Here is a 13,062-nt window from a genome sequence, read left to right as displayed (position 1 = left end):
CTAGCGCAACAGTCAACAGGGAAAACCCATGACCCGCCCCATCAAAGTGGTCGCCGTCTCCGGCGGCACCTATCGCCCCTCGCGCACTCTGGTGCTTACCCAGGCCGTGCTGGACGCCCTCGGCGAGCAGCTTCCGATAGACGCCAGATTGATCGAACTGGCCGACATCGCCCGCCCTCTGGGCGCCGCGCTGTCGCGCCAGGAACTCTCCGCCGAGTTGGAGCAAACCCTGCGCGAGATCGAGACCGCCGACCTGCTGGTGGTTGCCTCGCCGGTCTACCGCGGCTCTTATCCGGGCCTGCTCAAGCACCTGTTTGACCTGGTGGAGATGCACGCCCTGGTCGACACCCCGGTGCTGCTCGCCGCCACCGGTGGCAGCGAGCGCCACGCGCTGGTCCTCGACCACCAGTTGCGTCCGCTGTTCAGCTTCTTCCAGTCGATCACCCTGCCCATTGGCGTGTATGCCAGCGAGGCGGATTTCGCCAACTACCAGATCACCAGCGACACCCTGCGTGCCCGCATCCAGCTGGCCGCCGAGCGCGCCGCGCCATTGTTCGCCGCCCATCCGTTACTGCTGAAGACCGCTTGAGGATTCAACCATGAACGTATTCTGGTTCCTGCCCACCCATGGTGACGGCCACTTCCTCGGCACCAGCGAGGGCGCCCGCCCGGTATCGCTGCCTTATCTCAAGCAGATCGCCCAGGCCGCCGACTCCCTCGGCTACTACGGCGTGCTGATTCCCACCGGCCGCTCCTGTGAGGATTCGTGGGTGGTCGCCTCGGCCCTGGCGCCGCTTACCGAGCGCCTGCGCTACCTGGTGGCGATCCGTCCGGGGATCATCTCGCCGACCGTTTCCGCGCGCATGGCCGCGACCCTGGATCGCCTGTCCGGCGGGCGCCTGCTGATTAATGTGGTCACCGGCGGCGACCCGGATGAAAACCGTGGCGACGGCATCCACCTCAGCCATGCCGAACGCTACGAAGTCACCGACGAGTTCCTGCGCATCTGGCGCCGCGTGCTGCAGGGCGAGTCCGTGGACTTCGCCGGCAAGCACCTGCAGGTGGAGAACGCCAAGGCACTCTATCCGCCGATCCAGAAGCCTTACCCGCCGCTGTACTTCGGCGGCTCCTCCGCCGAGGCCCATGACCTGGCCGCCGAGCAGGTGGACGTCTACCTGACCTGGGGCGAGCCGCCGCAGGCGGTCGCGCAGAAGATCGCCGATGTGCGCGAGAAGGCCGCGAAGCAGGGCCGCAGCGTGAAGTTCGGCATCCGCCTGCACGTGATCGTCCGCGAGACCGCCGAGGAAGCGTGGAAGGCCGCCGACAAGCTGATCGCCAACATCTCCGACGAAACCATCGCCAATGCGCAGAAGTCCTTCGCCCGCTTCGACTCCGAAGGCCAGCGGCGCATGGCCGCGCTGCACGGCGGACGCCGCGACCAGCTGGAGATCCATCCCAACCTCTGGGCCGGCGTCGGCCTGGTGCGCGGCGGCGCCGGCACCGCGCTTGTGGGCGATGCGCAGCAGGTCGCCGAGCGCATCAAGGAGTACGCCGACCTGGGGATCGACAGCTTCATCTTCTCCGGCTACCCGCACCTGGAGGAGGCCTACCGCTTCGCCGAGCTGGTTTTCCCGTTGCTGCCCGAGCCCTACGCCAGCCTCGCCGGGCGCGGCGTGACCAACCTCACCGGGCCGTTCGGCGAAATGATCGCCAACGACGTGCTGCCGGTGCGGGCTGCGAGCTAAGGCGTTGTTCATTGGGCCCCCGCGTTCGCGGGGGTGACGACGCATCCTCGCCCACAGGCGTGCCAAGGGCTGTCATCCCCGCGAACGCGGGGACCCAGAAAGCGATTAACCCATTCAGAAGGAAGCGAGCGTGAACGCCAAGACGCGTCTCGACGCACAGACACCCGGTCAGACCGCACTGACCCCTGGGCTAATTGCCCAACGCCTGGCCGCCGGTTTCGCCGAAACCGCTGCCGAGCGCGACATCCGTGGCGGTACGCCGAAGGCCGAGCGCGATGTGCTGCGCCAGAGCGGCCTGCTGTCGCTGATCATCCCCACTGAGTACGGCGGCCTGGGCGCTAACTGGAGTACCACGCTGGACATCGTCCGCCAGTTCGCCGTGGTCGACAGCTCCATCGCCCACGTGTTCGGCTTCCAGCACCTGATGCTGGCCACCGTGCGCCTGTTCTCGCGCCCCGAGCAGTGGCAGCCGTGGTTCGAGCTGACCGCACGTAATCAATGGTTCTGGGGCAACGCGCTGAACCCGCTGGATACCCGCACCGTGTCGCGCACCTTCGCCGGCTGGCGCGAGTTCTCCGGGCGCAAGAGCTTCTGCTCCGGCGCGCTGGACTCGGAAATGCTCATCGCCTCCGCGCTGGACGGCGAGGGCGGCAAGCTGCTTATCGCCGCCATCCCCACCGCGCGCAGCGGCATCAGCCTGGCCCACGACTGGGACAACATGGGCCAGCGCCAGACCGACAGCGGCAGCGCCACCTTCGAGCGCGTGCGGGTGGAGGAGAGCGAACTGCTGCTCGATCCGGGCCCGCTGAGCACGCCGTTCGCCTGCCTGCGCCCGCTGATCGCCCAGCTGATCTTCACCCACGTCTTCCTCGGCATCGCCGAAGGCGCGTTCGAGGAAGCGCGGCAATACACGCTGAAGGAAGCCCGCCCGTGGTTCCGCGCCAGCGTCCCCACGGTCGCCGAAGATCCCTACGTGCTCGCGCATTACGGCGAGTTCTGGGTTGGCCTGGAAAGCACCCGCCTGCTGGTGCGCCGTGCCGCGCAACTGCTCGACGAAGCCTGGAGCAAGGGCGCTGCGCTGGACGCCGAGGAACGCGGCCGGTTGGCCGTGGCCATCGCCACCGCCAAGGTCGCGGCTACCCGCAACGGCCTGGAGATCTGCAACCGCCTGTTCGAAGTCACCGGCGCGCGCTCCACCCATGCCGCGCTGCGCATCGACCGCTACTGGCGCAATCTGCGTACCCAGACCCTGCACGACCCGGTGGACTATAAGGTCCGCGAGCTGGGCGACTGGGCGCTGAACCAGCAACTGCCGCAACCGACCTTCTACTCATGAGCGCGACCACACCCGAGGGTCTGCTGACCCTGCCCAAGACCCCCGCGCTGGCCACCTCCATCCGCGCCACTGCCCAGGTCTTCGAGGACCCGAAATCCAAGGCGCTGCTCGACCACCTGCAACAGGTCGCGCCCAGCGAGGCCAGCGTGCTGATCATCGGCGAGACCGGCACCGGCAAGGAGCTGGTGGCGCGGCACATCCACAACCTCAGCGCACGGCGCGGCGGGCCGTTCGTGGCGGTGAACTGCGGGGCCTTCTCCGAATCCCTGGTGGAAGCCGAGCTGTTCGGCCACGAGAAGGGCGCCTTCACCGGCGCGCTGGCGGCCAAGGCCGGCTGGTTCGAAGAGGCGGACGGCGGCACGCTGTTCCTCGACGAGATCGGCGACCTGCCGATGCCGATCCAGGTCAAGCTGCTGCGCGTGCTGCAGGAGCGCGAAGTGGTGCGCCTGGGCTCGCGCAGGAGCATCCCGATCAACGTGCGGGTGCTGGCGGCCACCAATGTGCAGCTGGAGAAGGCGATCAACGCCGGGCACTTCCGCGAGGACCTCTACTACCGGCTCAATGTGGTCAGCCTGGAGCTGGCGCCGCTGCGCGAGCGGCCCGGCGACATCCTGCCGCTGATCCGTCACTTCATCGCCGAGTACAGCCGGCGCCTGGGCTACGGCCCGAGTCAGTTGAGCGCCGAGGCGGCGCAGAAGCTGCGCAGCTATTCGTGGCAGGGCAACATCCGCGAGCTGGAGAACGTCATCCACCACACCCTGCTGATCTGTCGCGATGGCGTGGTGCGCGCGGAAGACCTGCACCTGTCCAACCTGCGTATCGAGCGCAGCGATGAGCCGCGCCTGGATTCCCTCGGCGCGGAGCAACTGCTGCAGCAGGCTTTCCAGCGGCTGTTCGAGGAGCAGGGCGGCAACCTGCATGCGCGGGTGGAGGATGCCCTGCTGCGCGCGGCCTACCGCTTCTGCCACTGCAACCAGGTGCACACGGCGAACCTGCTGGGCCTGACCCGCAACGTCACCCGCACCCGGCTGATCGCTATCGGCGAACTGGTGGTGAACAAGCGGCGCGGTGGTAACGATGTCGATCCGGACCGGGTTGTGCGGTTATCGATCTGAAACGGCGGCCAGCGGCGACAATGACGGCCAAAGCTGTTCGCTAATCGAACGCATAGGCGATCATCGAATTGAACCGCCCGGTGACTCTCCGTACTGTTGGCCCAACCCCGCCCGGCCGGGCGGGGCAATAACAACAATGAGCGTCAGCCTGGGCATTCATCGCCTGCCTTGATTGCCGGTCCGTGCGTGCTCCGGCTTGCGCCTCATTCCTGTCCGTCGAGAGCGGTGCCGGCGTGGCTGGCATTGCTGCGACGAACCCTTCGCAGGAAGCCTTCGCATGACCAGCTCCGCCCACGTGCCCGCTGCCGGCACGCTCGACGTCCAGACCTTCATCAACGCCCAGCCGCTGTCGCTGTACCAGTGCCGCATCGTGCTGCTGTGCTTCCTCATCGTCTTCCTGGATGGCCTGGATACCGCCGCCATGGGCTTCATCGCCCCGGCGCTGACCCAGGACTGGGGGATCGACCGCGCCAGCCTCGGCCCGGTGATGAGTGCTGCGCTGATCGGCATGGTGTTCGGCGCGCTGGGCTCCGGCCCGCTGGCCGACCGCTTCGGGCGCAAGGGCGTGCTGGTGGTGGCGGTGTTCCTGTTCGGCCTCTTCAGCCTGATCTCGGCCTACAGCGCAAACCTCGACCAGCTGCTGGCACTGCGCTTCCTCACTGGCCTGGGGCTGGGGGCGGCGATGCCCAACGCCACCACGCTGCTCTCCGAGTACACCCCCGAACGCCTCAAGTCGCTGCTGGTGACCAGTATGTTCTGCGGCTTCAACCTGGGCATGGCCTCGGGCGGTTTTGTCTCCGCCAAGCTGATCCCGGCCTACGGCTGGCACAGCCTGCTGCTGCTTGGCGGCGTGCTGCCGCTGGTGCTGGCGGTGGTGCTGCTGGTATGGCTGCCGGAGTCGGCGCGCTTCCTGGTGGTGCGTAATCGCGGGGCGGAGCAGGTCAGGCGCGTGCTGGCGCCCATCGCGCCGGCCGAGGTGGTCGCCGCGCGCGACTTCAGCATCCCGGAGCAGAAGACGGTACAGGGCGGCAACGTGTTCCGGTTGATCTTCTCCGGTACTTACAGCGCCGGCACCCTGCTGCTGTGGCTGACCTATTTCATGGGCCTGGTTATCGTCTACCTGCTGACCAGCTGGCTGCCGACCCTGATGCGCGATGCCGGCGCGAGCATGGAGCAGGCCGCTTTCATCGGCGCGCTGTTCCAGCTCGGCGGAGTACTCAGCTCGGTGGCGGTGGGCTGGGCCATGGACCGGTTCAATCCGCACAAGGTGATCGGCATCTTCTACTGCCTGGCCGGTGTGTTCGCCTATTGCGTGGGGCAAAGCCTGGGCACCGTCACGCTGCTGGCGACCCTGGTGCTGGCTGCCGGCATGTGCGTGAACGGCGCGCAGTCGGCCATGCCATCGCTCGCCGCGCGCTTCTACCCAACCCAGGGGCGCGCCACCGGGGTGTCCTGGATGCTCGGCATCGGCCGCTTCGGCGCCATCCTGGGTGCCTGGATCGGCGCCACCCTGCTGGGCCTCGGCTGGAACTTCGAACAGGTGCTGACCGCGCTGATCGTCCCGGCCGCCATTGCCACCGCCGCCGTGGTGATCAAGGGCCTGGTCAGCCACGCCGACGCCACCTGAGAGCGTGCGGGCAAGGGAGTGTGTTGCCATTCATCTCGGTCCCGTTCCCTCTTCGCGCCGCTCGCCTAGACTGGAGCGACCGCGGCGCAGATCGCGGCCGACAACAACCGTGAGTGCCTTGTATGCAAAACCTGCTGAGCGAACGTAGCCGAGTGTTCGAACGCGCCGACCCCTACGCGGTGTCCGGCTACGTCAACCAGCACGTGGGCACCCACGACCTGCGCCTGCCGGCCCACGGGCATCCGCAGGCCAGCCTCAACCACCGGCGCTTCGCCAGCCTCGACCTGTGCCGCATCAGCTACGGCGGCGCGGTGCGCGTCACCTCGCCGGCGCTGGAAAGCATCTTCCACCTGCAGATCCTGCTCAGCGGCCACTGCCTGTGGCGCGGCCAGCGCCAGGAGCACTACCTGGCGCCAGGCGAGCTGCTGCTGATCAACCCGGACGATCCGGTCGACCTGACCTACTCGGACGACTGCGAGAAATTCATCCTGAAGATTCCGGTGACCCTGCTCGAAGCCATCTGTGCCGAGCAGCGCTGGAGTCATCCGCGCGCTGGCGTGCGCTTCACCGAGAGCCGCTACCAGCTCGGTGAGCTGGAAGGCTTCGTCAACCTGCTGTCGATGGTCTGCCAGGAGTCCGAGGCCAGCGAGCGCCTGGCGCGGGTCGACGAGCACTACCAGCAGATAGTCGCCAGCAAGCTGCTGACCCTGCTCAAGAGCAACGTCAGCCGCGAGCCGATCGCCGGCGCCAGCGCTTCCTTCGAGCGCATCGAGGCGTACATCGAGGGCCACCTGCGCGAGGACATCGACGTCGAGGCCCTGGCCCGCCAGGCATCCATGAGCCTGCGCTCGCTCTACGCGTTGTTCGAGCGCCAGGCCGGCACCACGCCGCGCCAGTACATCCGGCGCCTCAAGCTGGAGCGCATCCGCGCCTGCCTGGCCGACCCGGCCTGCCCGGTGCGCAGCGTTACCGAGCTGGCGCTGGATTATGGATTCCTGCACCTGGGGCGCTTTTCCGAGAGCTATCGCCAGCAGTTCGGGGAGCTGCCGTCGGAGACGCTCAAGCGTCGCGGCTGATTCGCCGTACATCGTGGATTCCCAGAAATCACCGGCTCGTAGGATGGGTGGAGCGAAGCGATACCCATGCTGTTGGCGCACGGAACTGATGGGTTTCGCGACGCTCTACGCCATCCTACGGGAACACAACAGACCGTTGTCCCTATGAAAGCGCGACGCGTTCCCTGCCGTTCTTCCGATTCCCCGCCTGGCTTTTGTCGATGAACTCTACTGGAAAGAGGCGTGTGCATTTTGCGCCGCCCCAAGGGGAGGCCATGTCCATGATTTCCAACCCGTTCATTCTCGCGCCGGGCGAGCGGAGCCCCGCCCTCAACGTCGTCGGTATCCGCATCAACGTGCTGGTGGCCGATACGGACTCGGCGGCGCAGCGGATCACCTTCCAGTCGGGCGAGGAAGGCGCCGGCCCGCCGCTGCATACCCACGACTGGGACGAGTCCTTCTACGTGCTCCAGGGTGAGGTCTCCTTCACCGTCGCCGGGCGTACGGCGGCCTGCCATGCCGGGACGCTGATCCATATTCCCGCCGGCACCCTGCATGGCTTCAACTTCGGCCTCGGCGGCGGCGAGATGATCGAAGTGACCGGCGCCGGCAGCCAGGCCATCGAGATGTTCCGCGCGCTGGACCGCGAGGTGCCACCCGGCCCCGTGGATGTCCCGAAAACCGTGCAGGTCGCCGGCGAATACGGCGTCGTCTTCCACCTCTGAGCCCCTTGCTGGCGGCCCCGCCAGGAGCCGCCAGCCCATCTGCTTCAGCCGCCTGCAGAAACTGGATAGCACTCTGCACAAAGCGGATATTGCCCCCGCCAACCCAGCCATAACCTGAGCCTGCCTGAACAAAAACAACGGAGGCCCCGGCCATGTCCCTGGGTATCGACTACTTGCGTTCGCTGCTCGAAGAAGACCCCGAGAAGGGTGTCTACCGCTGCCGGCGGGAAATGTTCACCGACCCGCGCCTGTTCGACCTGGAGATGAAGCACATCTTCGAAGGCAACTGGGTCTACCTCGCCCATGAAAGCCAGATTCCCGAGAAGAACGACTTCCTCACGACCATGATCGGTCGCCAGTCGATCTTCATCGCACGCAACAAGGACGGCGTGCTCAACGCCTTCCTCAATGCCTGCAGTCACAAGGGCGCCATGCTCTGCCGGCACAAGTCCGGCAATCGCTCCAGCTACACCTGCCCGTTCCACGGCTGGACCTTCAACAACTCCGGCAAGCTGCTCAAGGTCAAGGACCCGGCCGAGGCCGGCTACCCGGACGGCTTCAACTGCGAAGGCTCCCACGACCTGACCAAGGTGGCGCGCTTCGAGTCCTACCGCGGATTCCTCTTCGGCAGCCTGAAGGCCGACGTCAAGCCACTGGTGGAGCACCTGGGCGAGTCGGCGAAGATCATCGACATGATCGTCGACCAGTCCCCCGAAGGCTTGGAAGTGCTGCGCGGTTCCTCCAGCTACATCTACGAAGGCAACTGGAAGCTCACCGCCGAGAACGGCGCCGACGGCTACCATGTGAGCTCCGTGCACTGGAACTACGCCGCTACCCAGAACCAGCGCCAGCAGCGCGAAGCCGGCGAGGAAGTGAAGACCATGAGCGCCGGCGGCTGGGCCAAGCAGGGCGGCGGTTTCTACTCCTTCGACCACGGCCACCTGCTGCTCTGGACCCGCTGGGCGAACCCCGAGGCGCGTCCGGCTTTCGAGCGCCGCGACGAACTGGCCCGTGACCACGGCCAGGCCCGCGCCGACTGGATGATCGAGAACTCGCGCAACCTCTGCCTGTACCCCAACGTCTACCTGATGGATCAGTTCAGCTCGCAGATCCGCATCGCCCGGCCCATCGACGTCAACCGCACCGAGATCACCATCTACTGCATCGCGCCCAAGGGCGAGAGCAGTGAGGCGCGCGCCCAGCGCATCCGCCAGTACGAGGACTTCTTCAACGTCAGCGGCATGGCCACGCCGGACGACCTGGAGGAATTCCGCTCCTGCCAGCAGGCCTACCAGGGCAGCGCCGGCGGCTGGAACGACATGTCGCGTGGCGCGAAGCACTGGATCGACGGCGCCGATGAGGCAGCGCGGGAAATCGAGCTGGCGCCGGCGCTCTCCGGCGTGCGCACCGAGGACGAAGGCCTGTTCGTGCTGCAGCACCAGTACTGGCAGCAGACCATGATCGACGCGCTGGCGGCCGAGCAGGCCAACCGCATTGCAGTGAAAGAGGAGGGCGTGTGATGAGCCGCTATGAGACCGTCCGCGACTTCCTCTACCGCGAAGCCCGCTACCTCGACGACAAGGACTGGGATTCCTGGCTGGAACTGTACGCCGCCGACGCCACCTTCTGGATGCCCTCCTGGGACGACCGCGACCAGCTCACCGAAGACCCGCAGCGGGAAATCTCGCTGATCTGGTACGGCAACCGTGGCGGCCTGGAAGACCGCGTGTTCCGCATCAAGACCGAGCGTTCCAGCGCGACCCTGCCGGACACCCGCACCTCGCACAACCTCAGCAACATCGAGGTGCTCGGCGAGGCCGACGGGCTGTGCCAGGTGCGCTTCAACTGGCACACCCTGAGCTTCCGCTACAAGACCGTCGACAGCCACTTCGGCACCAGCTTCTACACCCTCGACGTGCGCGGCGAGCAGCCGCTGGTGAAGGCGAAGAAGGTGGTCTTGAAGAACGACTACGTCCGCCAGGTCATCGACATCTACCACATCTAACCCCGCCGGCAGGGCAGCCGCTGCGCGCGTAAATTCGCCGCGCGTACTGCTGCCAGCCCGGTGCCGAGGTGCATGCCATGAACCACAAGATCGCCCTCAATTTCGAAGACGGTGTTACCCGCTTCATCGACGCCAGCCCCAGCGAGACCGTGGCCGACGCGGCCTACCGCCAGGGCATCAACATCCCGCTGGACTGCCGCGACGGCGCCTGCGGCACCTGCAAGTGCTTCGCCGAGGCCGGCCGCTACGATCTGGGCCAGGAGTACATTGAGGACGCGCTGACCGAGGACGAAGCCGGGCAGGGCTACGTGCTCACCTGCCAGATGCGCGCGCAGAGCGATTGCGTGGTGCGGGTGCCGGCCTCCTCGCAGGTCTGCAAGACCGCCCAGGCCAGCTTCGAGGCCAGCATCAGCGCGGTGCGCCAGCTCTCCGAAAGCACCCTCTTGCTGTCGATCAAGGGCGAAGCGCTGAACCGGCTGGCCTTCCTGCCGGGGCAGTACGTCAACCTGCAGGTGCCGGGCAGCGGGCAGAGCCGCGCCTACTCCTTCAGCTCGCTGCAGAAGGATGGCGAGGTCAGCTTCCTGATCCGCAATGTGCCGGGCGGGCTGATGAGCAGCTTCCTCACCGGCCTGGCCAAAGCCGGCGACGCCATGACCCTGGCCGGCCCGCTGGGCAGCTTCTACCTGCGCGAGATCAGGCGGCCGCTGTTGCTGCTGGCCGGCGGCACCGGTCTTGCGCCCTTCACCGCGATGCTCGAACAGATCGCCGAGCGCGGCAGCGAGCATCCGCTGCACCTGATCTACGGCGTCACCCACGACTTCGACCTGGTGGAGATGGACCGCCTGGAAGCCTTCGCCGCGCGCATCCCGAACTTCACCTGGAGCGCCTGCGTGGCGAGCCCGGAGAGCAGTTACCCACGCAAGGGCTACGTCACCCAGCACATCGAGCCTGCGCACCTCAACGACGGCGAGGTGGACATCTACCTCTGCGGTCCGCCGCCGATGGTCGAGGCGGTCAGCCAGTACATCCGCGAACAGGGCATCACCCCGGCGAATTTCTACTACGAAAAGTTCGCCGCCAGCGCTGCCTGAACCCCGCACGCATGTAGGAGCGGGCCATGCCCGCGATCGCGCGCATGGCGCGCTCCTACAGTGAACCCAACGAGGTCACCATGAACCGATTCAACAACAAGATCGCCCTCGTCACCGGCGCCGCCCAGGGCATCGGCCGGCGTGTCGCCGAGCGGCTGGCGGAAGAGGGCGCGAAGATCATCGCCGTGGACCGCTCCGAGATCGTCCACGAACTGCAGGATACCTTCGGCCAGTACGGCGAAGTGCTCACCCTGACCGCAGACCTGGAACGCTTCGCTGACTGCCAGAGCGTGGTCGCCCAGGCGCTCGGGCGCTTCGGCCGCCTCGACATCCTGGTCAACAACGTCGGCGGCACCATCTGGGCCAAGCCCTTCGAGCACTACGCCGAGGAGGAAATCGAAGCCGAGGTGCGCCGCTCGCTGTTCCCCACCCTGTGGTGCTGCCGCGCGGCGCTGGTGCCGATGCTGGAGCAGGGCGCTGGCGCCATCGTCAACGTTTCCTCCGTCGCCACCCGTGGGGTTAACCGCGTGCCTTACGGCGCAGCGAAAGGCGGAGTGAATGCGCTCACCGCCTGTTTGGCCTTCGAGACCGCCGAGCGCGGCGTACGGGTGAATGCCACCGCCCCCGGCGGCACTGAGGCGCCGCCCCGGCGCATTCCGCGCAATGCGGCGCAGCAGAGCGAACAGGAGAAGGTCTGGTACCAGCAGATCGTCGACCAGACCGTCGACAGCAGCCTGATGAAGCGCTACGGGACCATCGACGAACAGGTCGGCGCGATTCTCTTCCTCGCCTCCGACGACGCCAGCTACATCACCGGCGTGACCCTGCCGGTGGGTGGCGGCGACCTCGGCTGAATCGACCGTGTGGGCAGCGCCCACCCTCCAGTAACCCGAACGGAAATACTGTCATGAGCAGCCCCGTCATCGAACATCTTGAATCGATCATCGTCGACCTGCCGACCATCCGCCCGCACAAGCTGGCGATGCACACCCTGCAGCAGCAGACCCTGGTCATCCTGCGCCTGCGTTGCTCCGACGGCATCGAAGGCCTCGGCGAAGCCACCACCATCGGTGGCCTGGCCTACGGCAACGAGAGCCCGGAAAGCATCAAGGCCAACCTCGACGTGCACTTCGCGCCGCTGCTGGTCGGCCAGGACGCCAGCAACATCAACGCCTGCATGCAGCGCCTGGACAAGTCGATCAAGGGCAACACCTTCGCCCGCTCGGCGGTGGAAACCGCGCTGCTCGACGCCCAGGGCAAGCGCCTGGGGTTGCCGGTCAGCGAACTGCTCGGCGGCCGCGTGCGCGACAGCCTGGAAGTGGCCTGGACCCTGGCTTCCGGCGACACGGCGCGCGACATCGCCGAAGCCGAGCAGATGCTGGAACTGCGCCGGCATCGCATCTTCAAACTGAAGATCGGTGCCAACCCGCTGGAGCAGGACCTCAAGCATGTGGTGGCGATCAAGAAAGCCCTGGGCGAGCGCGCCAGCGTGCGGGTGGACGTCAACCAGGGCTGGGACGAATCCCAGGCCATCCGCGGCTGCCAGGTGCTCGGCGAGAACGGCATCGACCTGATCGAGCAGCCCATCGCGCGCATCAATCGCAGCGGCCAGGTGCGCCTGAACCAGCGCAGCCCGGCGCCGATCATGGCCGACGAATCCATCGAGAGTGTGGCCGACGCCTTCAGCCTCGCGGCCGACGGCGCGGCCAGCATCTTCGCCCTGAAGATCGCCAAGAACGGCGGCCCGCGCGCCGTGCTGCGCACCGCGCAGATCGCCGAGGCGGCCGGCATCGCGCTGTATGGCGGAACCATGCTGGAAGGCGCGGTCGGCACCCTGGCCTCGGCCCACGCCTTCCTCACCCTGGAAAAACTCACCTGGGCCACCGAGCTGTTCGGCCCGCTGCTGCTCACCGAGGAAATCGTCACCGAAGCGCCGGTATACCGCGACTTCCAGTTGCACGTGCCGCGCACGCCCGGCCTTGGCCTGAGCCTCGACGAAGAGCGCCTGGCGCGTTTCGCCCGCCACTAACGGAGAAAACCCAATGCTGTTCCACGTGAAGATGACCGTGAAATTGCCCCTCGACATGGACCCGGCAAAAGCCGCCCAGCTCAAGGCCGACGAGAAGGAACTGGCCCAGCGCCTGCAGCGTGAGGGCAAGTGGCGCCACCTGTGGCGCATCGCCGGGCACTACGCCAACTACAGCGTGTTCGACCTCGCCAGCGTCGAGGAGCTGCACGACACCCTGATGCAGCTGCCGCTGTTCCCCTACATGGACATCGAGGTCGACGGGCTCTGCCGCCATCCGTCCTCGATCCATGCCGACGACCGCTGATTTTCGTTCCGTACGACTCGACAAGAACAA

The 13,062-nt window shown here is 66.8% G+C and carries 13 protein-coding genes; all 13 read left to right on the top strand.

Going from position 1 to position 13,062, the window contains the following annotated elements; genetic code table 11:
• Positions 1-28 precede the first annotated feature (28 nt).
• A complete protein-coding gene (gene msuE, locus GA645_RS16130; protein ID WP_152224023.1) occupies positions 29-589 on the top strand; it encodes an FMN reductase in 561 nt (186 codons plus the stop codon).
• Between the two features lie 10 nt (positions 590-599).
• Positions 600-1,745 carry an FMNH2-dependent alkanesulfonate monooxygenase gene (gene ssuD, locus GA645_RS16125; protein ID WP_152224022.1) on the top strand — a complete coding sequence of 382 codons (1,146 nt, stop codon included), beginning with the start codon at positions 600-602 and terminating at the stop codon, positions 1,743-1,745.
• Positions 1,746-1,875: 130 nt separating this feature from the next.
• Positions 1,876-3,081, top strand: coding sequence for an acyl-CoA dehydrogenase family protein (locus GA645_RS16120; RefSeq protein WP_152224021.1), 1,206 nt, complete (start codon positions 1,876-1,878; stop codon positions 3,079-3,081).
• On the top strand, positions 3,078-4,196 hold the full coding sequence (locus GA645_RS16115) for a sigma-54-dependent Fis family transcriptional regulator (RefSeq protein ID WP_152224020.1): 1,119 nt from the start codon (positions 3,078-3,080) through the stop codon (positions 4,194-4,196). The genes GA645_RS16120 and GA645_RS16115 overlap by 4 nt, the downstream gene beginning before the upstream one ends.
• A gap of 277 nt (positions 4,197-4,473) precedes the next feature.
• On the top strand, positions 4,474-5,823 hold the full coding sequence (locus GA645_RS16110; protein ID WP_152224019.1) for an MFS transporter: 1,350 nt from the start codon (positions 4,474-4,476) through the stop codon (positions 5,821-5,823).
• Between the two features lie 122 nt (positions 5,824-5,945).
• Positions 5,946-6,899: an AraC family transcriptional regulator gene (locus GA645_RS16105; RefSeq protein WP_152224018.1), complete on the top strand. Its 954-nt coding sequence runs from the start codon at positions 5,946-5,948 to the stop codon at positions 6,897-6,899.
• A 254-nt stretch (positions 6,900-7,153) separates the two neighbouring features.
• Positions 7,154-7,603 carry a cupin domain-containing protein gene (locus GA645_RS16100; protein WP_218572328.1) on the top strand — a complete coding sequence of 150 codons (450 nt, stop codon included), beginning with the start codon at positions 7,154-7,156 and terminating at the stop codon, positions 7,601-7,603.
• Positions 7,604-7,755: 152 nt separating this feature from the next.
• Positions 7,756-9,123: a benzoate 1,2-dioxygenase large subunit gene (benA, locus tag GA645_RS16095; RefSeq protein ID WP_152224017.1), complete on the top strand. Its 1,368-nt coding sequence runs from the start codon at positions 7,756-7,758 to the stop codon at positions 9,121-9,123.
• Positions 9,123-9,608: a benzoate 1,2-dioxygenase small subunit gene (benB, locus tag GA645_RS16090; protein ID WP_372239763.1), complete on the top strand. Its 486-nt coding sequence runs from the start codon at positions 9,123-9,125 to the stop codon at positions 9,606-9,608. Before benA ends, benB begins: the two co-directional genes overlap by 1 nt.
• Before the next feature lie 77 nt (positions 9,609-9,685).
• On the top strand, positions 9,686-10,699 hold the full coding sequence (benC, locus tag GA645_RS16085) for a benzoate 1,2-dioxygenase electron transfer component BenC (protein WP_152224015.1): 1,014 nt from the start codon (positions 9,686-9,688) through the stop codon (positions 10,697-10,699).
• A gap of 80 nt (positions 10,700-10,779) precedes the next feature.
• Positions 10,780-11,553: a 1,6-dihydroxycyclohexa-2,4-diene-1-carboxylate dehydrogenase gene (locus GA645_RS16080; protein WP_152228131.1), complete on the top strand. Its 774-nt coding sequence runs from the start codon at positions 10,780-10,782 to the stop codon at positions 11,551-11,553.
• Positions 11,554-11,606: 53 nt separating this feature from the next.
• The gene (locus tag GA645_RS16075; protein WP_152224014.1) at positions 11,607-12,728 is read left to right on the top strand and encodes a muconate cycloisomerase family protein; all 1,122 of its coding nucleotides are present in this window, start codon (positions 11,607-11,609) and stop codon (positions 12,726-12,728) included.
• A gap of 13 nt (positions 12,729-12,741) precedes the next feature.
• A complete protein-coding gene (gene catC, locus GA645_RS16070; protein WP_152224013.1) occupies positions 12,742-13,032 on the top strand; it encodes a muconolactone Delta-isomerase in 291 nt (96 codons plus the stop codon).
• The last annotated feature ends 30 nt before the right edge of the window (positions 13,033-13,062 follow it).

It is taken from the genome of Pseudomonas sp. SCB32, assembly GCF_009189165.1.
Taxonomy (GTDB): domain Bacteria; phylum Pseudomonadota; class Gammaproteobacteria; order Pseudomonadales; family Pseudomonadaceae; genus Pseudomonas.
Note: the sequence above shows the minus strand (reverse complement) of the source record. Positions and strands in the feature narration are given on the sequence as shown.